The organism is Chitinophaga deserti (genome assembly GCF_003149455.1).
GTDB classification, from domain to species: Bacteria; Bacteroidota; Bacteroidia; order Chitinophagales; family Chitinophagaceae; genus Chitinophaga; species Chitinophaga deserti.
The window spans coordinates 185,979-207,905 of record NZ_QFFK01000009.1; the positions used below are offsets into that span (position 1 = coordinate 185,979).

Below are 21,927 nucleotides of genomic sequence, written 5' to 3' on the forward strand. Positions count from 1 at the left end.
TTACAGTATTCCCATTTAATCGTGCGGATGATAGGACTCGAACCTACATACCTTGCGGCACCAGATCCTAAGTCTGGCGTGTCTACCAATTTCACCACATCCGCTTTTTCGAAGGATGCAAAGGTATTCTTTTTTAGGAATTATAAAAATTATGGATACAGGAGGGGATGGATTGATTATTAAGTGTCACATTATCAACTTGTTGCGGTTGTTTTGTTTTTTGAAAAAGCAGGGTAGATAATTTTATCTGCCGCAATGGCAGCATATCCCCGTGTGGTCTCCTTTTTGTACTTTTACGGTTAGCATGGATACAGTGACTGTACAAAAATATAATCTCGACGAAGAACAGGAAAAAAAGGAGATCGTCCGCCATTACCGCGCCCTTTTACGTGCTCTGAAGCCCCGCCTGAAAAAAGGCGACAGGGAATTAGTACGTACCGCCTTCGAAATAGCAGCAGACGCCCATAAGGATATGCGGCGTAAATCCGGGGAACCCTACATCCTCCATCCCCTTGCCGTTGCGCAAATCACCGTGGAAGAAATAGGTCTCGGCGTTCGCTCCGCCATTTGTGCCCTCCTGCACGATACCGTGGAAGATACCGAAGTCACCCTGGAAGACGTGGAGCGCGAGTTTGGTACCGAAATCGCCCATATCGTGGACGGTCTCACCAAGATCTCCACCGTCATCGATTCCAATACCAGCACTATGCAGGCGGAGAACTTCAAGAAAATCCTCCTCACCCTGGCAGACGACCCGCGGGTGATCCTCATCAAGCTGGCCGACCGGTTGCACAATATGCGTACCCTCGATTCCATGAGCCGGGAAAAACAGCTGAAGATCGCATCGGAAACAGTGTTCATCTACGCCCCGCTGGCTCACCGGCTTGGTTTGTATAATATCAAGTCCGAGCTGGAAGACCTCGCCATGAAGTACACCGAGCAGGACCACTACCGCGAAATAGCCCGCCGCCTGAAAGAAACCAAGCGCGAGCGTACCCGCTATATCAACGAATTCATTAAACCGATCAAGGAAGTACTCCAGGAAGAAGGCTTCCAGTTCGAGATATACGGCCGCCCCAAGTCTATCCACTCCATCTGGAACAAGATCAAGACGAAAGGCGTCCAGTTTGAAGAAGTGTATGACCTCTTTGCTATCCGCATTATCCTTGATTCCGCCGTGGAAAAGGAAAAGGCCGATTGCTGGAAGGTGTATTCCATTATCACCGACTTTTATCACCCCAGCCCTGAACGTACCCGCGACTGGCTCTCCAACCCCAAGGGTAACGGCTATGAAGCCCTCCACGTGACGGTTATGGGCCCTAACGGGAAGTGGGTGGAAGTACAGATCCGGTCGAAGCGGATGAACGACTATGCCGAGAAAGGCGTAGCAGCCCACTGGCGGTATAAGGAAGGCAATTCCAACGTCCAGGAATCCAAATTCGAGCAGTGGTTCTCCCAGATCCGGGAGATCCTGAGCAGTCCGGATACCAATACCCTTGATTTCCTGGCCGATTTCAAGAGCAACCTGTTTACGGAAGAGATTTATGTTTATACCCCGAAAGGGGACCTGAAGATACTGCCCGTGAGCTCCACGGCCCTGGATTTTGCCTATTCCATCCACTCCGCCGTAGGCAACAAGTGTATCGGCGCCAAGGTTAACTATAAACTGGTGCCGCTCAGCCATAAGCTCCGTAGCGGCGACCAGGTGGAGATTATTACTTCTAACAAGCAGAAGCCGTCGGAAGACTGGCTCAATATTGTGCTCACGGCCAAGGCCAAAGGCAAGATCAAGGATGCGCTGAAGGAAGAGAAGCGGAAAGTGGCCATGGACGGGAAAGATATCCTGCACCGTAAGCTGGATCATATGAAAGCCAGTGCCAGCCAGTATAACATCAATGAGCTGGTGCAATTCTATAAACAACCGTCGCCGCTTGACCTCTACTACCAGGTGGCGGTGAAAAACATCGACCTGCGTGAGCTTAAGCAGTTCAACGTGCTGGGCGATAAGCTGGAGCCTCCCAAGCCGGCGAAGCCGGTGGAAGTGCCGCACCCTGAAGAGCATCACAAAACCAAGGAAAAGGAATCAAATAAGAAAGACGCTGAGCTGATCATATTCGGGGAAAGCTCCGATAAGATTGCTTATAAGCTGGCTAACTGCTGCCGTCCCATCCCGGGAGATGATGTGTTTGGCTTTGTTACGGCCAGTGAGGGGCTGAAGATCCACCGGACCAATTGTCCTAACGCCGCACAGCTGCTGGCGCACTACGGGCACCGTGTGGTGAAAACGAAGTGGGTGAAAAACCGGGAAATTTCCTTCCTGACGGGTCTTAAGATCGTGGGGATGGATGATGTGGGGGTTATTCACAAGATCACCAATATCATCTCCGGAGAGCTGAAGATCAACATTGCGGGGCTTACCATTGAGTCGAAAGAAGGGCTGTTTGAGGGGCTGATCAAGGTTTTTGTGCATGATAAAGATGAGCTGGAAGAGCTGGTGAACCGGCTGAAGGGGCTGGATGGCATCCAGAGCATTAACCGGCTGGAAGATTAGAATATTTTTATTTCTCTGCATTTTCAATCAATCGCCTTATTTTTGCCACTTCTTTAAACAATAATTAACTTTTCAACAATGGTAGATGTTCTGCTGGGGCTGCAATGGGGCGATGAAGGCAAAGGCAAGATCGTAGATTACTTTGCCGGTAAATATGATATCATCGCACGCTTCCAGGGCGGCCCGAATGCGGGCCATACGCTGTATGTCAATGGCCAGAAAGTGGTGTTGCATACCATCCCCTCCGGCGTATTTCACGGTAATACCCTGAACCTGATCGGTAACGGGGTAGTGCTCGACCCGGTGACTTTCCGTAAAGAATGCCAGAAAGTGGCGGATTTAGGCATCGACCTGTCTAAAAACCTCTTTATTGCGGAAAAAACACATATCATCGTTCCAACCCACCGTGCGTTAGACAAAGCTTCCGAGCTTTCTAAAGGCCAGGAAAAGATCGGTTCTACCCTGAAAGGGATCGGGCCGGCTTATATGGACAAAACGGGCAGGAACGGTCTCCGTGTTGGGGATGTGCTCAGCAAAGACTTCCGTCAGCAGTACGAGAAGCTGAAAGCCAAACATCTGCAGTTACTTGCCAATTATAATTTCAGTGAAGACATCGCAGAATGGGAAAATGAATTCTGGGAAGCGGTGGAGTTCCTGTCTAAAATGAATATTGTTAATGGAGAATACTGGCTGAATGGTTACCTGAAAGCCGGGAAAAAGGTACTGGCCGAAGGCGCACAGGGCAGCATGCTCGATGTGGACTTCGGAACCTATCCCTTTGTGACTTCTTCCAATACCATCTCCGCCGGCGTATGCACCGGCCTCGGTTTAGCTCCTAAATGGATAGCTGAGGTGATCGGTGTTACGAAAGCGTACTGCACCCGTGTAGGTGGCGGTCCGTTCCCTACCGAGCTGGAAGATGAAACCGGAGAAAGACTGCGTGTGGCAGGTAGTGAATTTGGTGCCACCACGGGCCGTCCCCGCCGTACCGGCTGGATCGACCTGGTAGCGCTCGACTACACCTGTATGCTCAGCGGTGTTACCCAGCTGGTAATGACCAAATGTGATGTGCTGGACGAGTTTGATACAGTTAGTGCCTGCACGGCGTATACCATTGATGGTCAAACCACACGGGAAATGCCTTATAACATCTGTGGGGCTGCCATCGAACCGGTATTGGAAAACTTCGCAGGCTGGTCTGAACCTACTGCAAAAAGTGAACGTTACGACGCTTTACCTTTGGAAATGAAAAAATTCTTATCTTTTGTGGAAGACTATCTGAAGGTGCCTGTGCAGTACGTGTCCAATGGCCCCGGAAGAGATCAGATACTGGAGAAATAAAGACAAAAAAGTACGAAAAAAACAGTCAAAAAAAAATTTGGCGAATAAAAAAAACTGTTAAAACTTTACCCTTAGAATCTAATTGTAACGTACCATTATGAAATCAAAATCTGATAAAGAGAAAGAGACTAAAAAGACTACTTCGCCTCAGACTGACAAAGCCTCTGAAAAGAAAGCCGCAGCCAAGACTAAGAAGGAAGTAGACGAGGATGACGATGATGATGAGGAGGAATCTCCCCGTAAGTCTGCTGCATCTAAAAAATCAGATAAGCTTGCGGCAAAATCGAAGAAGGAAGACGACGACGATGATGATGACGATGAGGAGGATGACGACGCTCCCAAAAAAGGACGTAAACCCGCCAAATCCGGCAGCCGTAAGAAGGATGACGACGATGAAGATGAGGATGACGAAGATGGTGGAGATGATGACGACGATGCATGGGAAAAAGGAGAAGACGAAGATTATGATCCGGACTTCGAAGAATTTGACATGCCGAAGCCTAAAAGCAAACGCGGCCGTCCTTCCAAGAAAAGCTCCGATGATGACGACGACCTGAGCATCGACGATGAGTTTAAGGATATGGATATGTTCAACGACCGTTTTGACGATGACGATGATGATTTCTAATTCATAAACGTGCTATCATACAGTTTTCCTGTTAAAGATATAAGCGCAATTAAACAGCAAATGTTGAGCTGGGGCAACCGGTTCAACATTTGTTGTTTTTTGGATAACAATAATTACCGCCTGGCCGGCTCCCGCGCTGAAGCCCTCCTGGCTGCAGACGCTGTTGAAACGCTGGAATGCCCTGCGGGCACTGCGTTTGAGAAGCTGCGCCGTTTCCACGACGAAAAACCCGGCTGGCTCTTCGGACACCTGGCTTACGACCTCAAGAACGAAACTGAAAAGCTCGAAAGCCATCGCCCCGATGGTATCAGTTTCCCTGATCTTTCCTTTTTCAGACCCAGATACCTGCTCCGCCTTACGGCTGAAGCACTGGAGATTTCAGGAGAAAACCTCACAGAGAAGGAAGCAAGGGATATTTACTCCGATCTGATTGCACAGCCACGTATCATACCATCTGCTCCACCGCCCTTCGTATCGCAGGCGCGCATTCACCGGGGAGATTACCTGAGCGCCGTACGTGCTCTGCAGGAACATATCCGCAAGGGCGACTGTTATGAGATCAATTTCTGCCGGGAGCAATATGCCCTCGCCCGGCTTCCTGAACCAGCGGCCATATTCCTGCGCCTCAACGGGCTGAGCCCTGCACCCTTTGCTGCATATTACCGCCGCGGCTCCCGCTACCTGGCATGCTCCAGTCCCGAGCGCTTCCTCCGGAAAGAAGGCAGTACCCTCACTTCCCAGCCTATCAAAGGCACCATCCGCCGTGCTGCCAGTCCGGAAGAGGATGCAGCCCTGCTGCAGGCGCTCCGCAACAGTCCAAAGGAACAATCGGAGAACGTAATGGTGGTAGACCTTGTGCGTAACGATCTGTCCCGCACGGCAGTGCGCGGCAGTGTACAGGTGTCTGAGCTATTCGGTATCTACAGTTTCCCGCAGGTGCATCATATGATATCTACCGTTACGGCCACCCTCGACCCCGCTTTCCATTTCACCGACGCTATTAAAAACGCCTTCCCCATGGGCTCCATGACGGGGGCGCCCAAGGTGAAGGTGATGCAGCTGATTGAACAATATGAGCAAACGCGGAGAGGATTGTTCTCCGGCGCGGTGGGATATATCACACCCGAAGGGGATTTCGACTTCAATGTGGTTATACGCAGCATCCTCTACAATGCCGATAACCATTACATATCCTTTCAGACAGGATCTGCCATTACCTTTTACAGCAATCCGGAAAAAGAGTGGGAGGAGTGCCTCCTGAAGGCGCGTGCATTGCGCACCGCCCTCGGTATTTAAGGCATTAATCGCCCGAAGCTACCAGCTGCGCCAGCGCGTCGGAGATGCGGGGGTAGGAGAACTGGAATCCTGTAGTCTGGATTTTGGCGGAAGAGGCTTTCACGCTTTTCAGTACTTCCACACTCATTTCACCCATGGCCAGCTTCAGTGCGAAAGCCGGGATATTGACCGTGATGAAGCTTTTGCCCTTCACAACACGGGCCAGCTGGGTTACCAGCTCCTGGTTGGTGACGGGGAAGGGAGATACTGCGTTGTAGATGCCATTGAGCTGATCGTTGGCCAGGGCATTGAAATACAGCCGCACAAGGTCCTGCAGATGGATCCAGGAGATGAACTGGTGGCCGCTGCCCATAACGGTGGCAAAGCCAAGCTTTACAGGACGGATGAACTCTTTCAAAGCACCGCCTTTGTTAGACAGTACGATGCCCGTACGGAGGATGATGACCTTTTTGCCGAGGGATTCCATCTGGCGGACGCTGTTTTCCCATGCCACGCAGGTTTTGCCTAGGTAATCCTGCGCCGGGGGATCGGTTTCAGTGAAGGGAGTACCTTCGAATTCACCGTAAAAGCCTGTGGCAGAGGCGCTGATGATGGTGCGTACCTTATTGGGGAGTTGGGAGAGCTGTTCGAACAGGAGCTGGCTGCTTTGTACGCGGCTGTCGAGTATCTCCTGCTTGCGGGATTCGGTCCACCGCCCGGTAGCCACATTGGCTCCGGCAAGGTGTACGATCTGGTTGGTTTCCTGGAGAGCGGTGGTGTCCAGCGTTTTACGCGCCGGGTCCCACAGGGCATAACGGAGATTGGGATGGGGGGATTCACGCATCTCCCGCGTATATACGATTACCCGATAACCCCTGTCGAGCAGGAAGTCTGTTAATGCCCTGCCTATCATGCCGGTGCCGCCTGTAATTAATACCGTGTCCATCATGTTAAAAGCCGATTGTTCCTTTGTAAATTTACGCAATAAATCCCGGCCCTTCCCTGCACTTGGCAATAAGATATTTTTCATGTAGGTTTGAACCGGATCTATGCTAAAACCGCCGCATCAGGCGTTTATCCTGTAGATTACCTTAAACTCATGCCCATGCGCTTCCGTCATATCCTTCCTTTTTTTGCGCTGATGCTCTGCGCTTCCCTTGCCATGGCCCAGAAAATCACCTATTCCGAACCGGAAAGGGACGATTATAAAACCACCGAGTTCGAAATCGTGGGCAAAGTATCCGGCAACATCCTCGTGTATAAGGCAGACCGTGGCGATTATAACATTTCCGTATATGACAACGGCATGCAGCTGGTAGACCGGGTAAAGCTCGACTTCCTCCCCAAAAAACTCATTAGCGTCGATTTTGTGTCTTATCCCGACTTCGCCTACATGATCTACCAGTTCCAGCGCAAAGATGCCGTGTACAGCTTTGTTGGCCGCGTAAACGGGAAAGGACAGTTCCTCGAAGCCCCCGTAATGGTAGACTCTACCCGCATTGGCTTCTATTCCAAGGAAAATAAGATCTACTCCGTGGAAGCATCGGAAGATAAAGGGCGCATTCTCATTTACAAAATCAACCAGGATAAGGAAGACAACAACGTTTTCTATACTTTCCTGTACGACAGTGCTTTCAACCTCATTAACAACAGCCGCGTAAGCCTCCCCATGGAAGGTAAGAAGCAGTTCCTCAATAACTTCCACCTCAATAACGACGGCGACCTGTTCCTCACCAAACTGGAAAGAGGGGCCGGCCGGGATTATATCACCAACGGATTCGTGATTGTGAAGCGCGCCACCACCGACGCTTTTGAGACAGTACCCTTCGAAATGAAGAACCTGCTGCTCGACGAAGTGAAGCTGAAGCTGGATAACGCCGACAAGCAGGCACTTGTTACCGCGTTCTATTACAAACAGAAGCGCGGTAATGTGGAAGGCATGTACCTCCTCCGCCTCGACTATGCCAATAACCAGCGCTTGTTCGAGAAGCAGGTAGTGTTCAGTCCGGAGCTGAAGCAGCAGGCTAAAGGCGATGCCTCCACCAACGCAGCTTTCAACGATTATTTCATCCGCAAGATCGTAAATACTTCCAACGGCGGCTTTATGCTGGCGGCGGAAGCCTATTACACCACCTCCCGCAGCCAGCCCTGGAACCGCTGGAACTATATGTACGGCGGTTATGGCGGATATTACCCTTACTATTACTCCCCCTACAGCCCGTATTACTATAATCCTTATGGCTGGAACGACGGGCAGGGTACCCGTTACCACTACGACAATATCGCCGTTATGGCGTTCGATGATAAGGGCGACCTTACTTACAGCAACTTCGTTCATAAAAGTCAGTTCGACGACGGTGCAGACCTTTACCTGAGCTATATGCTGGTGAATGTGGGCAGCGAGCTGCGTTTCCTCTTTAATGAGCTGGAGCGCCGGCAGTACGTGCTCACGGAAAACACCCTGGGCCCAGACGGGAAGGTGAACCGCAAGCCCACGCTGCGGAACCTCGATAAAGGATTTACCTGGATGCCCCGCTATGGCAAACAGATCAGTGGCCGTACGGTACTCGTGCCCTGTATTTACAGGAATTATATTTGCTTTGCAAAAATTGACTTTTAACCCCACCTTTGCATCGTGATAAAATTTTTCAGATCAGGCAACCCCCTAACGGTACTGTTGCTTTTCCTGTACATGTTGTTCATCAAGTTTTACTACCTGCTCCATCCGTCCACTTATCTGGAAGACGGGTCGGAGGGCTTGCTGTACAAATGGCTGGTTAACTGGCTTTCGGGGATGGTGGGGCCCAGCCCGGTGTTTTTCACTTTCCTGGCGCTGATGCTGCTTTTTATTCAGTCGCTGCTGCTGGCCCGCATTGTGAATAACCACCGCCTTTTTGCGAAGGATACTTATTTGCCGGCGATGTGTTACCTGCTGCTGACATCCCTGTTACAGAGCTGGAACGTGTTTTCGCCCGCGCTGATCGTGAATACGGTGATGCTGTGGATCTTTTCGAGCATTACCGGCCTTTATATGCGTAATTCCGCCCGGGATGTATCGTTCAACATCGGGTTTGCCCTCGGTATCTGCGGATTGTTCTACTTCCCCTCCGTTTTGTTTGTAGCGCTGCTTTTCCTGAGCCTGCTCATCATGCGTGCCTTCCGGCTGGCAGAGTGGATCATAGGGCTGATGGGCATTCTTTGCCCGTTTTACCTGCTGGGAACCTGGCTGTTTCTCACAAACCGGTGGGAGCTGATTGCTGATTTGTGGCACATCCGGGCTAATTTACCGGTAATCACGGATTATAAAGTGTGGGGTGCGCTGATAGGGGGGATGTTGTTTTTTGTGACGGGATGGCTGATGCTGCAGCGTACATTCAAAAAAATGCTGATACAGGGCCGGAAAATATGGGCAACGGTAGTGATTTATGTGCTGGTGGCGATGCTGGTGCCATTATTCAGCGGTCACTTTTCACCAACGTATTGGATACTGGCGGTAATGCCGGTGTCGCTGTTTGCGGGGAATGTGTTCTGGACTATAACCAACAATACGGTTGCCAATGCAGTACACATATTAGTGCTGGCATATGTTATTATAATGCAATACTTTAGTAACTGACGGGTTGTTAGTGTATTCATAAATCTGATGAGTGGTGCTTGTAAATTCCCTAATGGTCAGTAATTTTGTTCTTTCCTGAAAATATTCAAATCGATAAATAGATGAAATTCGGAGTTGTTACATTTCCCGGTTCTAATTGTGACCAAGACATGATCGATGCGCTGCGCACCGATTTGAACCAGGAAGTGATCGCCCTGTGGCACAAAGACAAGGACCTGAGCATGTTTACTACGGAAGACTGCATTCTGATCCCGGGAGGTTTTTCTTATGGTGATTACCTGCGTTGCGGGGCTATTGCCAAGTTCAGCCCAATGATGCAGAGTGTGGTTGAGTTTGCGAACAAAGGTGGCCGGGTGATCGGAGTATGTAACGGTTTCCAGATTTTGTGCGAAGCGGGCCTGCTTCCGGGCGCTCTGCTGAAGAACGAGAACCAGCAGTTTGTTTGTAAGAACGTGTTTATCAAAAGTGAAAATACCGCAGCTTCCCTTACCAAGGAAGTAACCGGCCGCCCGCTGATGATCCCTGTTGCCCATGGCGAAGGAAGATATTATGCAGACGAGGCTACACTGGATGAGCTTTTCGCAAATAACCAGGTTATTTTCAGGTATTGCGATGAATTTGGCAATATTGTTGATTCTGCTAACCCGAACGGCGCTATCCGCAATATTGCAGGTATCTGCAACAAGGAAAGAAACGTTTTCGGAATGATGCCGCACCCTGAGCGTGCTACCAGCGAAGTGCTGGGCAACCGTGATGGACAGCTGATATTCCAGAGTCTGTTAAATAACAACTAGGCAAGAGGCCTGGTGAACCATCAAAACAACCAACCAGTTAAAAAAAGAAAGTATGAAAAAGTTGCTCGTAGCCATGATGCTCTTCGCGCTGCCGGTTTTGGCCCTGGCGCAGGACATGAACCCCGTTAAATGGGAATTTACCTCCAAGAAGGTGAGCGCCCAGGAATACGAAGTGATTGCCAAAGCCACTATAGAGGGCGGCTGGCACCTTTATGCCCAGGAAGCCGGCGAAGGCCCTGTACCCACCAGCTTCAAATTTGCCAAAAACCCGCTGGTTGCCCCTAAAGGCAAAGTAGCAGAGTCCGGCAAGCTGCACAAAGCTTTCGACAAGAACTTCAATTCTGAGCTGAAATACTATGAAAACACCGTAACCTTCATCCAGAAAGTTACCGTAAAAGGTAAAGCTGTGACGAAAGTGAAAGGTTCCGTGGAGTTCATGGTTTGCGACGATCACCAGTGCCTTCCCCCGACCGAAGTAGAATTCGCTGTGAACGTGGGTGGGAAATAATCGCCTGATTACAACACATCATCATAGGAACGAGTTCTTTCATTTGAAGGAACTCGTTTTTTGCTTTTTGTTTTAATATATTCTGTTAAGTCTATCGTACATATGAAGTATATCGTTTCGATGATCTCCGCATTCCTGTTGCTTTTTGGCCCTTCCGCCATTGCACAGGAGCCGGGAGCCGCTCCAGTTCACGCCACATGGGAATTTTCCGCAGATAAGAAAGCCCCCGGCGAGTATATCCTTAAATTTACAGCCAAAATAGAGCCGGGATGGAAGCTCATGGCCGCCTCTATGGGCGACGATGATCCTAACACCCGTATCGTTTTCGACAGCCTCAGCGACAGCCGCGTGCGCATCCAGTCTCTTGCAGACGTAACCACGCCCCTCACTGCCAAAGAGCCCATGCTCGAAGACATGGAAATCAAATACTTTGAGAACGAAGCCGTAATTACCGCCACGGTAAAGTATGCTTCAGATTCCATCAAAGACCTTCGCGGTAACGTGACCTTCTTCGTCCTCAAAGGCGAAGAAATCCTCCCGGAAGAAGCTCCCTTCACTTTCAAAGCCGACGCTTCAGGTACCCTTACCGGAGCAGTGGGCGGACTGAGTGTTGATAAAGAAGCTGCTGCAGGCCTTAAACGTACCACCATCGACCTGAACAACCCGGTGGTAAAAATCGGCGGTATCGGTAACGAAGGACAGTCCAGCATCTGGCTCATCTTCGTACTTGGTTTCCTCGGCGGTCTCGTAGCATTGGTTACGCCCTGCGTGTTCCCGATGATCCCCCTGACCGTTTCGTTCTTTACCAAATCTTCGCAGGACCGCAAAGCCGGTGTATTCAACGCCGTGATGTACGGGTTCTTCATTTTCCTGATCTACGTACTTTTCAGCCTTCCGTTCCACATTGCCGGTAAGGCAGACTCTGCGATCTTCAACAATATTTCCACCAACGTATGGCTCAACCTGATCTTCTTCGTGGTGTTCGTGGTATTCGCCCTGTCCTTCTTCGGACTGTTCGAGATCACACTCCCCAGCGGCCTGGCATCCAAGGCGGATTCCAAAGCCAATAAGAACAGCCTGGTGGGTATCTTCTTTATGGCGCTTACCCTCGTGGTAGTGTCATTCTCCTGCACCGGTCCCATCATGGGTTCCCTGCTTGCAGGTGCAGGTTCTGCCGCCAGCGGAGGTTCAGGCGCCTGGATGCTGACAGCCGGCATGGCGGGTTTCGGGATTGCACTGGCACTTCCTTTCGCCCTGTTTGCCCTTTTCCCGAACTGGCTGAACTCCCTGCCCAAATCCGGCGGGTGGCTTACTTCAGTGAAAGTGGTACTCGGCTTCGTGGAAGTGGCACTGGCTATCAAATTCCTGTCTAACGCCGACCTCGTTACGCACTGGGGCATCCTCCACCGCGAAACATTCTTCCTTATCTGGATCATCATCTTCGGTCTTACCACAGCCTACCTGTTTGGTCTGATCCGTTTCCCGCATGACAGCCCGATTAAGAAACTGGGTAAAGTGCGCATCTTCTTCGGTGTACTTTTCGGTGCATTCACCCTGTACCTCATCCCTGGCATCACCAACACCAAATATGCCCGTCTTCGCCTCATGAGCGGCTTTGCGCCTCCCATGTCGTACAGCTGGTATGGCCATGGTACTGCTGAAGAAAAAGGTGCGGTAGAGCCCGATATCATCAACGAATACGAAAAAGGCCTGGCCCTCGCTAAAGAGAAGAACAAGCCCGTACTGCTTGACTTCACCGGCTGGGCCTGTGTGAACTGCCGTAACATGGAAGAAAACGTGTGGACCGATCCCGAAGTACACAGCCTCATCAAGGAGAACTACATCCTGGTTTCGCTTTATACCGACGATCGTAAGAAGCTGGGTGAGAACGATCAGTTCCTGTTCCAGTCCGACGAAGGCTGGTCTAAAAAGATCGTGACTATCGGCGACAAGTACGCTACATTCCAGCGTGTGAACTTCATTAACCAGTCGCAGCCACTGTACGTGCTCATCACACCAGACGAGCAGCTGCTGACACTGCCTGTGGCTTATACGCCCGATATCCAGGAATACGCCAACTGGCTGAAAGCCGGTCTGGATGGCTGGAAGAAGGTGAACACCACTGCTCAGAAAGCGAATTAATCCGGTATTACCGAAACATAAAAAAGGACGCCTCCGTAATGGGGCGTCCTTTTTTTATCTATACACACGAACAAGCTTAGAATAACGACTGGCCGCAGCCACGATAGGTTTTACCATCCACAGTTATTGTAACGGTGAAGGGGTACTTCTTATCACCATCATCCGTACAAACAGTGTTGTCGAATTTAGCGGTAAGCGTATGGCCATTGGCGCTGGATGTAAAAATAGTAGCGTCCTTATCTCCTTTTTGCGCATCGGCAGCGGGGAACTCAATGACCTTTTCACCATAATTACCGGTATACACTATCTTTTTATGGGGGATAACGGCCAGGTGCCAGCCGGGTTCATTACCCACAGCCCAGTGCGAAGCCCCCAGCTGACGCAGCTCATTGGCTTTGGGGCTTAGGTCTTTCCGGTCTATTTTAAGGGCTACGGCGGCTCTTTCGGCCAGCAGATTTACCTCGGCAGCGCTGAAGCGGTAGTCGGTTTTGCCGAAGGGAGACTCATATTCTGTAATAGCAGCAGCCTCCAGGGAAGGGAGGTCTTTTGCCCGGCGGCTTTCGGAATCAATGAGGGTATCGGTATCAAAATAGAAGGTGTTTTCGATGACGCCCGTTTTAGTGGTGATCACTTCGCGCAGCATTTTTACCTCCACGGTTACGGTATCGAGGTAAAACCAGGTTTCTATACTGGAATCGCCCGGAGGGCCTTCGGGGAAGATGTAGAGCCGGATAGGCGTGTCTTTGATGGAATAGAGGCCGATAAGGCCGGCGGTATTGTCGCCGTTTACGAAGTTATGGGCAGCCATTACTTTGTTGGTGGCGGCCTTTTCGTCTATACTGGAAACATAGGCGCTGATGGCGGTTATCCTCGCAGCCTCGGCTGCTTCTTCCGCATCGGCCTTTTTATCGGCCCCGCCCGAGCAGGCGGCCAGCAGCATTACGAAAGGAAGAAATAAAGCATATGGTTTCATAAGAAAGGATTTAAAACGGCCATTAGTTGCCAAAGGCGTGCCAGTTTTATGAAAGATTGGGTGTCAGTCAGTTACCTCTTATGTGATAACACCACCGGCCCCCAAAGGGTTCGCTGCTTCAGAATTGCTTCAAATTTGTGTGTAATTTTGCCGGATCATGAAAGTATTGCTGATAGAAGATAATGTGGAGCTGGCCAGCAGCATTTCCGCCTTTCTGGCGCGGGAAGGCTACATCTGTGAGATCAGTTACAATATCCGTGATGCACAGGATAAGCTGATCTCTTTCCAGTATGATTGTGTACTGCTGGATATAATGCTGCCCGATGGTAACGGCCTGGAAATACTCCGGTTCATGCGGCAGGAGAAGCTCCAGAGCAGCATCCTCATCCTGTCTGCCAAAAACTCGCTCGACGATAAGATAATTGGGCTGGAAGAAGGGGCAGACGACTACCTGACGAAGCCTTTCCACATGCCGGAACTGAACGCCCGCCTGCGTGCCATCTACCGCCGCAAGAAGCTGAACGGCAGCAACATCATTGCCTTTAACGAGATCACCCTTAATATTGATACCTTCGAAGCCTGGGTGAACGGTACGCAGCTGGATATGACGCGCAAGGAGTTTGACCTGCTCATGTATTTCATGGTTAACAGGAACCGCGTACTCTCCCGCCAGTCGATCGCCGCACACCTTTGGGGCGATTATACCGATAACCTTTCCAATTTCGATTTCGTATACCAGCATGTGAAGAACATCCGCAAAAAGATCAGCGCTGCCAGCGGCACCGATTATATCGGAACGGTTTACGGGCTGGGATATAAATTTCATACTTCCCGTCAATAAAACATCCGGATGAAGATTGTAGACAGATTTACATTGTGGTTCCTGGGCGTTACGTTGCTGATCATCCCGATCAACAGTTATATTACTTATAACAGTATCAAAAAGGAGATCGATAAAGCGGCGGTGGAGCGGCTGAAGCATGTAAACGCCCGTGCGGCGGAACAACTGGCGAGGGGTGAGGCCATTGGCGAGTTTATGCAGGGATGCCGGATTAAGGCAGCCCCTTCCGATTCCACTATGCCGGCAGATTTCTTCCTCATCACCGACCGCGATGTGAAGCACGATCCCGACCTCGAAGATTACGACCGTAAGATCACGGTAGCTTCCTGGCATCAGATCAACGGTGTGAGCTATAAGATCATTTCCGGAGATTATGTGACGCGGTCTGAGCAGATCCTCGCAGGGCTGCGGGTCAGCATTTTCTGGAAACTGGTTATCCTCATAGGAGTGGTTGTACTAACTGCCCGGCTGGCTTCGCGGCTGGTGCTGGCGCCGTTCTATAATACCCTTAAAAAGCTCCAGCGCTTCAACCTGCGCTCGCGGAAGAAACTGGAGTTCAAGCCTACCCGCACAAAGGAATTCAATGAACTGAACTGTTTTGTGGGAAAGATGACGGATAAGGCTGTAGACGATTACATCTCCCTGAAAGAATTCTCGGAAAACGCATCTCACGAGCTGCAAACCCCGCTGGCCATCATCCGCAGTAAGCTGGAGCTGATGTCTGAATACAATATTGAAGGAGAAGAGGCCGTGCTGATTTCCGACATGCAGAATGCGGTGGATAAGCTCACCCGGATCAACAGGAGCCTCGTGCTCCTGGCGCGTCTGGAGAATAACGAGTACGAATCGCAGGAAACCCTGAACTTCTCACGCTCCGTCCGCGAATCGGTTAATACCTTCTGCGACCTCGTGACCCTCAAGGGCCTCACGATGGAATACAGGATAGAGGAGAATGTGGATGTGCAACTCCATGCGGCGCTGGTGGATATCCTGCTGAATAACCTCGTAGGCAATGCCATCCGTCATAACTATCCCGGGGGGCATATTTCGGTAGAGCTTTCTGCCGGCAAACTGGTGATCTCCAATACCGGCCACGAGCCACAGGAGCCGGTAGACGAAATGTTCAGGCGCTTCCGGAAAGGGCCCGCTTGTCAGAATTCCGTAGGCATCGGGCTGTCTATTGTGAAACAGATCTGCGACATGAACGGCTTTACCATTAACTACCACTTTCAGGCCGGTCATCATATAATAACGGTCGATTTTCCTCCAGCTTCCGTTTCTTCAAAATTGCTTCAGAATGATGCGCGCTCTTTGCATGAGAAAACTCAGCTGTAAGGCTGCCATGCTTAAAATCGCTCATTTTGATTCAGATGACATTACGCTATCCGGTTCATCTGCTGTTGTCTGTTATCCTTCTCTCCGGTTTCACCAGCGCCCGTGCGCAGGTGCTGACCCTGAAAGATGCTGTACATACGGCACTGAACAACTACGGTTCCATCAAGGCTAAGGCCAACTACGTCAATGCTTCGAAAGCTACTGCTGACCAAACCCGGCGGGATTACCTGCCTAACTTCAGTATTTCGGCTCAGCAGGACTATGGCACTATCAATGGCCAGAACGGTCCGCTCTACGGCTTTGGAGGCCTGGGCGTGGCTTCTTCCGGTATGGCTATGCCGGAACAAAACTGGAACGCCGCATTCGGGGCGCTCTATCTCGCCAATATAAACTGGGAATTTTTTGCCTTCGGCAGAATGAAGGAAAAAGTGAAAACGGCCGAAACGCTTGTTCGCCGTGATGAGCTCGACTGGCAACAGGAGCAGTTCCGTCACGAAGTGAAAGTATCTGCTGTATACCTTAACCTGCTGGCTGCACAGCGCCTCACCAAGGCCTGGGAGCGCAACCTGGAAAGGGCCGATACCTTCCGCTCCGTAGTTACCCGCCGCGCCAAGAACGGGCTTATTGCGGGAGTAGATTCTTCCCTCGCCAATGCGGAAGTAGCCAGCGCCCGTATTTCCCTCACCCGTGCCCGTGATCTGGAACAGGAGCAGGGCAATCAGCTGGCGCAGCTCATGGGAGTAGCTCCTTCGGCTTTCCTGCTCGACTCTTTCATACTCACCCGTCTGCCGGTGGTGGTAACCGATACGGTGGCCCTCCGGCCCGAAGGGCATCCTGTCCTGCAATATTACCAAAGCCGCATTCAGCTCAGTCAGGAACAGGAAAAGTACATCCGTACACTCCAATACCCTGCCTTCAGTTTGTTCAGTATCCTGCAAACGCGTGCATCGGGCTTCAAAGCAGAATATATCACCGACCATACAGCCTTTACCCACAACTACTGGGATGGGGTAAAACCCAACAGGACCAACTACCTGCTGGGTGTAGGCGTTACCTGGAACCTGACCAGTATTATGCGGGTAAACCGGCAGAAGCTGGCGCAGGAATACACTTCGAAAGCATTGCAAAGTGAAATGGAAGTGGCCGACCAGCAGCTGAAAGCGCAGCTCGCTCTGGCCGATACGAAGATGAAGAACGCACTGGATACCTACCGCGAAGCACTGGTGCAGATTAAGTCCGCCTCCGACGCATATCTCCAGAAAACAGTGATGTATAAGAACGGGCTGAGTACGCTGGTAGATGTTACCCAGGCAATGTATACCCTGAACCGTGCAGAAACCGACCGGGATGTGGCGTACAGCAATGTATGGCAGGCACTGCTGCTGAAGGCTGCGGCAGCTGGTAATTTCGGACTATTTATCAACGAATTTTAATCATAGCATCAACATGGGACTCATCAGAAGCGCACTGGACAAACCGATCACCATCATCGTACTGGTGGCCGGGCTGTTTTTCTTCGGCGTTAAATCGGTGCAGGAAGTAAAAGTAGACATCTTCCCCAAGCTCGACATGCCGGTGCTGTACATCGCACACCCGTTTGGCGGTTATACACCCAACCAGATGGAAGCTTTCTTCGCCAAGCAATATGTGAATATCCTGCTCTTCGTGAACGGTGTGAAATCCATCGAAACGAAGAACGTACAGGGGCTCACACTTATGAAGCTTAACTTCTACGAAGGCACTAATATGAGCCAGGCCGCTGCAGAAGTATCGGCCTTCTCCAACCGTGCCCAGGCTATCTTCCCGCCTGGTTCACAGCCGCCGTTTATCATCCGCTTCGATGCATCTACCCTGCCTGTGGGAGAGCTGGTGCTCAGCAGTGATAAGCGTACAAACAACGAACTGATGGACATGGCCAACGTGTACGTCCGTGCTTCGTTTACATCGATCCCCGGACTGGTGGCGCCGCCACCATTCGGTGGCAACATCCGCACTGTAGTGATCAAAGCTGATCCCGAGCTGCTGCGTATCCATCACCTTACGCCCGACCAGCTGGTGGAAGCGCTCCGGTTCAACAACCAGGTAGCCCCCTCCGGTAACGTGCGCATCGGCGATAAAAACTATATCACTCCTACCAATACCACCGTTAAGAATATCAAGGATTTCGAGAACATCCCGCTCTTTAAAGGCGGAGTGCAAAACCTCTACCTGCGTGATGTGGCTACGGTGGAAGACGGTGCGGATATTGCCGCGGGCTATGCCCTCGTAAACGGCCGCCGTTCTGTTTACCTGAATGTTGCCAAATCTGCCGATGCCTCTACCTGGGAAGTGGTGCAGAACCTGAAGAAAGCCATCCCCCGCCTGCAGGCACAACTGCCGGAAGATGTGACCCTCAGTTACGAGTTCGATCAGAGCACTTACGTAATGAACGCTGTGAAGAGCCTTGTCAGCGAAGGCATCATCGGTGCCATCCTTACCGGGTTGATGGTTGTACTTTTCCTCGGCGACCTTCGTGGGGCACTTATCGTTATCCTCACCATTCCGATCTCCATTATTTCCGGCGTGCTGTTCCTGCATCTGTTTGGCCAAACCATCAATATCATGACCCTTAGCGGTCTGGCCCTCGCCATCGGTATCCTGGTGGATGAGAGTACGGTAACGATTGAGAATATACACCAGCATCTGGATATGGGCAAGCCAAAAGCCCTCGCCATCTGGGATGCGTGTAAGGAAATAGCGTTCCCTAAACTGTTGATCCTGTTCTGTATCCTCGCTGTGTTTGCGCCTGCATTCACCATGACGGGCATCCCGGGATCATTGTTTCTCCCGCTGGCACTGGCCATTGGTTTTTCCATGATCACTTCATACTTCCTGTCGCAGACGTTTGTACCGGTAATGGCCAACTGGATCATGAAAGGACATAAGAAAGGACATGTGCCTGCCAATGAAAACGATACCTGGGATCAGAAGAAGATCCTCGTGGAGCGGGCAGACAGTAATAACGACGGAAAGATCAGCCGCTTCGAGAAATTCCGCGGAGGTTTCATGGTGATGATCGAAAAGCTCATGCCCATCCGCAAACCCGTGGTAATCGCCTATCTCGTTATAATCAGCGGGCTGGCCGCGTGGCTGCTGGCAGGTATCGGGCGCGATGTATTACCCCGTACCAATGGCGGCCAGTTCCAGATAAGGCTGCGTGCGGAAGAAGGGACCCGTATGGAACGGACGGAAGAGAAAACACTCCGCGCCATCCGTACGATTGAAGAAATTATCGGTAAGGAAAATATAAGCATTACATCGGCCTATGTAGGACAGCACCCTGCTTTATTTTCCGTGAGCCCTATCTACCTGTTCATGGCCGGGCCGCATGAAGCCGTGCTGCAGGTGAGCCTGAATAAGGATAAACATTTTGAACTGGAGGAACTGAAAGAACAGTTGCGTGCAGGCCTGAAAGATAAAGTACCGGATATGACGCTATCGTTCGAACCAATCGAACTTACCGATAAAATCCTTAGCCAGGGATCGCCCACTCCGGTGGAAGTGCGCATCTCAGGCAGGAATAAAAAGCTCAATGAAGAATATGCGAACAAGATTATCGATAAGCTGAAAGCCATCCATTACATGCGGGATGTGCAGCTGCAGCAGTCTACCAAATACCCTTCGATCAATATTGAGGTAGACCGTACGCGACTGGCACAGCTGGGTGGGGATATGACTGATGTAACACGTTCGCTCATCGCCTCCACTTCTTCCAGCCGGTTAACGGAAAAGAATGTGTGGGTAGATGAAAAGGCAGGCCTCAGTTACAGCGTGCAGGTGCAGATACCGGAGAACAAGATGAACAGCATAGATGAGATTGCCGAGATACCGCTGATGAAGAATGCCTCGCGCCCTGTACTGGGGGATGTGGCTACCATCACGCCCGGCACCACATACGGAGAAAATGATAACCTCGGCGCCATGCCCATGATTTCCGTAACGGCGAACCTGTATGATACTGACCTTGGAACGGCGAGTGAAGATGTGAAAGCGGCGATTGCTTCGCTGGGCGAACTTCCCCGCGGGCTTACCATGGAGCCGGTGGGGCTTAGCACCACCCTTACGGAAACGCTGAGCAGCCTGCAAAGCGGCCTCATAGTGGCGATCCTTGTGATCTTCCTTATGCTCACGGCTAACTTCCAGTCGTTCCGCGTATCATTCGTAGTGCTGACAACGGTGCCCGCCGTAATCCTGGGGTCGCTGGTACTGCTGCGCATAACAGGCAGCACGCTGAACCTGCAATCCTACATGGGCATCATCATGTCTGTAGGTGTATCCATCTCCAACGCGGTGCTGCTGATCACGAATGCAGAGCATTTGCGTAAGCATAACGGCGATGCGATCGCTTCTGCAAAAGAAGCGGCAGCGTTGCGCCTCCGCCCGATCCTTATGACGAGCCTGGCGATGGTGGTGGGTATGATACCCATGGCTATCGGGCATGGCGAAGGGGGCGACCAGGTTTCGCCGCTGGGCCGTGCAGTGATAGGGGGGCTGATAGCCTCCACGATAGCTGCCCTGGTGATCCTCCCGCTGGTATTCGGCTGGGTAATGAAGAAAGCATCCAATCAAAGCGTTTCCCTCAATCCTGAAAACAAAGAAAGTAAACACTATATACCTTCCCTGTATGATCACAATCAATAAAACATCGGGCCTTGCCCTTGCAGCAGCTGTATGGCTGGCCGGTTGCGGTGTTTCACAAAGCAAACCGGAAAATGTAAAAGCGGAAACGGCCACGGCTGTTACTGCGTTTCCGCTGGGGAAAGAAATTTTCTCCGCTTCCCTGAGAACGCCGGGAGAGCTGCAGGCATTCCAGCAGGTAGACCTCTACGCGAAGGTGAGTAGTTTTGTACGCCGGCTGAATGTGGATGTAGGTTCCACTGTGCAGGCAGGGCAGGTGCTGGCTACCATGGAAGCCCCTGAGCTGGGCTCGGCCCTGGCCGGTGCGGAATCGCGCCTGCGTTCGCAGGAGGCAGTTTACCTCGCCAGCAAAGCTAATTACGACCGCTTATACCAAACGAGCCTCACGCCGGGTACTGTTTCCCAGAACGATCTGGATATGGCATTCGCGAAGCAGCAAAGCGATTTTGCGCAGAAGGAATCAGCGAAAGCCGCCTATCGTGAAATCTCCGACCAGCGCAATTACCTTGAGATCCGCGCTCCCTTCGGCGGCGTTATCTCTGCACGTAATGTAAGTGCAGGCGCTTACGTAGGTCCTTCAGGCAAAGGCTCTGAGCAGCCCCTGTTTACCCTTCAGGAACAGAAGAAGCTCCGCCTCGTAGTTTCCGTTCCGGAAGCGTATACCCCTTACCTGAAGGCGAACAGCGAGGTGAAATTTGTGGTACGCTCCCTTGGTGGCCGTGAGTTTACAGCAGTCATCAACCGCCTCGCCGGAGCACTGGATTCGCGCCTGCGCTCGCAACGCGTGGAAATGGATGTAGACAATGCGAATAAATTGCTCCTTCCCGGAATGGTTACGGAAGTACATATTCCGCTATCCACTGCAGACAGCGTGTTTGTAGTACCATCCACAGCCGTGGTAAGCTCCACGGAGAAGGTGTTTGTTATCCGCGTGAACAGTGGGAAATCAGAATGGGTGGATGTAAAGAAAGGGCGTGAAGCCGATGGCAAAACTGAAATATTCGGAAACCTCAGCGAAGGTGATATGCTTGTGGAAAAGGCCAACGACGAGATCAGGAACGGCGCTGCCGTTACATTAAAGAAGTGATACGAATCAATGAGTGGCATTAAGGCCGGGAACAGCGTTGTGATAGGCGCTGTTCCCTTTTTTATTTTTACCTAAAAATCATGCCATGGCTCAGTGGCTATATTGGTTTGAAAATCAAATAATTGAGTGTGGAAAAGAATCTACAGTTCCGTTGATTGA

Annotated in this window: 16 protein-coding genes and 1 tRNA gene; 14 read left to right on the forward strand and 3 right to left on the reverse strand. The window is 51.1% G+C overall.

Annotated features, from left to right (window positions below; genetic code table 11):
• Positions 1-22 precede the first annotated feature (22 nt).
• A tRNA-Leu gene (locus tag DEV76_RS20570) sits at positions 23-104 on the reverse strand.
• 200 nt (positions 105-304) lie between these two features.
• Here DEV76_RS20570 and DEV76_RS20575 point away from each other — a divergent pair.
• The 4 genes from DEV76_RS20575 to DEV76_RS20590 all read left to right on the forward strand — a co-directional run bounded on the left by DEV76_RS20575 (position 305) and on the right by DEV76_RS20590 (position 5,816).
• Positions 305-2,551 (forward strand): RelA/SpoT family protein, encoded by a 2,247-nt coding sequence (locus DEV76_RS20575; RefSeq protein WP_109699816.1) that lies wholly within the window; start codon positions 305-307, stop codon positions 2,549-2,551.
• Between the two features lie 78 nt (positions 2,552-2,629).
• On the forward strand, positions 2,630-3,892 hold the full coding sequence (locus DEV76_RS20580; protein ID WP_109699817.1) for an adenylosuccinate synthase: 1,263 nt from the start codon (positions 2,630-2,632) through the stop codon (positions 3,890-3,892).
• Between the two features lie 97 nt (positions 3,893-3,989).
• The gene (locus DEV76_RS26010) at positions 3,990-4,520 is read left to right on the forward strand and encodes a hypothetical protein (protein WP_157963017.1); all 531 of its coding nucleotides are present in this window, start codon (positions 3,990-3,992) and stop codon (positions 4,518-4,520) included.
• A 99-nt stretch (positions 4,521-4,619) separates the two neighbouring features.
• Positions 4,620-5,816 (forward strand): anthranilate synthase component I family protein, encoded by a 1,197-nt coding sequence (locus DEV76_RS20590; RefSeq protein WP_232827007.1) that lies wholly within the window; start codon positions 4,620-4,622, stop codon positions 5,814-5,816.
• Positions 5,817-5,820: 4 nt separating this feature from the next.
• Here DEV76_RS20590 and DEV76_RS20595 read toward each other — a convergent pair whose 3' ends face one another.
• Positions 5,821-6,744 carry a TIGR01777 family oxidoreductase gene (locus tag DEV76_RS20595; protein WP_232827008.1) on the reverse strand — a complete coding sequence of 308 codons (924 nt, stop codon included), beginning with the start codon at positions 6,742-6,744 and terminating at the stop codon, positions 5,821-5,823.
• A gap of 87 nt (positions 6,745-6,831) precedes the next feature.
• Here DEV76_RS20595 and DEV76_RS20600 point away from each other — a divergent pair, with 87 nt between their 5' ends.
• From DEV76_RS20600 to DEV76_RS20620, 5 genes are all read left to right on the forward strand, one after another.
• Positions 6,832-8,415: a hypothetical protein gene (locus DEV76_RS20600; RefSeq protein ID WP_109699819.1), complete on the forward strand. Its 1,584-nt coding sequence runs from the start codon at positions 6,832-6,834 to the stop codon at positions 8,413-8,415.
• A gap of 72 nt (positions 8,416-8,487) precedes the next feature.
• On the forward strand, positions 8,488-9,411 hold the full coding sequence (locus DEV76_RS20605; RefSeq protein WP_157963018.1) for a hypothetical protein: 924 nt from the start codon (positions 8,488-8,490) through the stop codon (positions 9,409-9,411).
• A gap of 101 nt (positions 9,412-9,512) precedes the next feature.
• Positions 9,513-10,205, forward strand: coding sequence for a phosphoribosylformylglycinamidine synthase subunit PurQ (purQ, locus tag DEV76_RS20610; protein ID WP_109699821.1), 693 nt, complete (start codon positions 9,513-9,515; stop codon positions 10,203-10,205).
• A gap of 52 nt (positions 10,206-10,257) precedes the next feature.
• Positions 10,258-10,713 (forward strand): protein-disulfide reductase DsbD domain-containing protein, encoded by a 456-nt coding sequence (locus tag DEV76_RS20615; RefSeq protein WP_109699822.1) that lies wholly within the window; start codon positions 10,258-10,260, stop codon positions 10,711-10,713.
• Positions 10,714-10,815: 102 nt separating this feature from the next.
• Positions 10,816-12,855, forward strand: a complete 2,040-nt coding sequence (locus DEV76_RS20620; protein ID WP_109699823.1) for a protein-disulfide reductase DsbD family protein — start codon at positions 10,816-10,818, stop codon at positions 12,853-12,855.
• A gap of 76 nt (positions 12,856-12,931) precedes the next feature.
• Here DEV76_RS20620 and DEV76_RS20625 read toward each other — a convergent pair whose 3' ends face one another.
• A complete protein-coding gene (locus tag DEV76_RS20625) occupies positions 12,932-13,828 on the reverse strand; it encodes a hypothetical protein (RefSeq protein WP_157963019.1) in 897 nt (298 codons plus the stop codon).
• Positions 13,829-13,985: 157 nt separating this feature from the next.
• Between DEV76_RS20625 and DEV76_RS20630 the strand changes: the two genes are divergently transcribed.
• The 5 genes from DEV76_RS20630 to DEV76_RS20650 are packed head-to-tail and all read left to right on the forward strand — an operon-like array spanning position 13,986 to position 21,768.
• Positions 13,986-14,669, forward strand: a complete 684-nt coding sequence (locus DEV76_RS20630; protein ID WP_109699825.1) for a response regulator transcription factor — start codon at positions 13,986-13,988, stop codon at positions 14,667-14,669.
• Between the two features lie 9 nt (positions 14,670-14,678).
• Positions 14,679-16,004 (forward strand): sensor histidine kinase, encoded by a 1,326-nt coding sequence (locus DEV76_RS20635; RefSeq protein WP_109699826.1) that lies wholly within the window; start codon positions 14,679-14,681, stop codon positions 16,002-16,004.
• A 35-nt stretch (positions 16,005-16,039) separates the two neighbouring features.
• The gene (locus DEV76_RS20640) at positions 16,040-17,437 is read left to right on the forward strand and encodes a TolC family protein (protein WP_109699827.1); all 1,398 of its coding nucleotides are present in this window, start codon (positions 16,040-16,042) and stop codon (positions 17,435-17,437) included.
• Positions 17,438-17,450: 13 nt separating this feature from the next.
• Positions 17,451-20,684 carry an efflux RND transporter permease subunit gene (locus tag DEV76_RS20645; protein WP_109699828.1) on the forward strand — a complete coding sequence of 1,078 codons (3,234 nt, stop codon included), beginning with the start codon at positions 17,451-17,453 and terminating at the stop codon, positions 20,682-20,684.
• Positions 20,668-21,768 carry an efflux RND transporter periplasmic adaptor subunit gene (locus DEV76_RS20650; protein WP_109699829.1) on the forward strand — a complete coding sequence of 367 codons (1,101 nt, stop codon included), beginning with the start codon at positions 20,668-20,670 and terminating at the stop codon, positions 21,766-21,768. The genes DEV76_RS20645 and DEV76_RS20650 overlap by 17 nt, the downstream gene beginning before the upstream one ends.
• Positions 21,769-21,927: the final 159 nt, after the last annotated feature.

What these genes read in the sequence shown, in the direction of transcription:
- DEV76_RS20575 (WP_109699816.1), top strand. Translation starts at nt 305, where the DNA reads ATGGATACAGTGACTGTACAAAAATATAATCTCGACGAAGAACAGGAA.
- DEV76_RS20580 (WP_109699817.1), top strand. Translation starts at nt 2,630, where the DNA reads ATGGTAGATGTTCTGCTGGGGCTGCAATGGGGCGATGAAGGCAAAGGC.
- DEV76_RS26010 (WP_157963017.1), top strand. Translation starts at nt 3,990, where the DNA reads ATGAAATCAAAATCTGATAAAGAGAAAGAGACTAAAAAGACTACTTCG.
- DEV76_RS20595 (WP_232827008.1), bottom strand. Translation starts at nt 6,744, where the DNA reads ATGATGGACACGGTATTAATTACAGGCGGCACCGGCATGATAGGCAGG.
- DEV76_RS20605 (WP_157963018.1), top strand. Translation starts at nt 8,488, where the DNA reads ATGTTGTTCATCAAGTTTTACTACCTGCTCCATCCGTCCACTTATCTG.
- purQ (WP_109699821.1), top strand. Translation starts at nt 9,513, where the DNA reads ATGAAATTCGGAGTTGTTACATTTCCCGGTTCTAATTGTGACCAAGAC.
- DEV76_RS20615 (WP_109699822.1), top strand. Translation starts at nt 10,258, where the DNA reads ATGAAAAAGTTGCTCGTAGCCATGATGCTCTTCGCGCTGCCGGTTTTG.
- DEV76_RS20620 (WP_109699823.1), top strand. Translation starts at nt 10,816, where the DNA reads ATGAAGTATATCGTTTCGATGATCTCCGCATTCCTGTTGCTTTTTGGC.
- DEV76_RS20625 (WP_157963019.1), bottom strand. Translation starts at nt 13,828, where the DNA reads ATGAAACCATATGCTTTATTTCTTCCTTTCGTAATGCTGCTGGCCGCC.
- DEV76_RS20630 (WP_109699825.1), top strand. Translation starts at nt 13,986, where the DNA reads ATGAAAGTATTGCTGATAGAAGATAATGTGGAGCTGGCCAGCAGCATT.
- DEV76_RS20635 (WP_109699826.1), top strand. Translation starts at nt 14,679, where the DNA reads ATGAAGATTGTAGACAGATTTACATTGTGGTTCCTGGGCGTTACGTTG.
- DEV76_RS20640 (WP_109699827.1), top strand. Translation starts at nt 16,040, where the DNA reads ATGACATTACGCTATCCGGTTCATCTGCTGTTGTCTGTTATCCTTCTC.
- DEV76_RS20645 (WP_109699828.1), top strand. Translation starts at nt 17,451, where the DNA reads ATGGGACTCATCAGAAGCGCACTGGACAAACCGATCACCATCATCGTA.
- DEV76_RS20650 (WP_109699829.1), top strand. Translation starts at nt 20,668, where the DNA reads ATGATCACAATCAATAAAACATCGGGCCTTGCCCTTGCAGCAGCTGTA.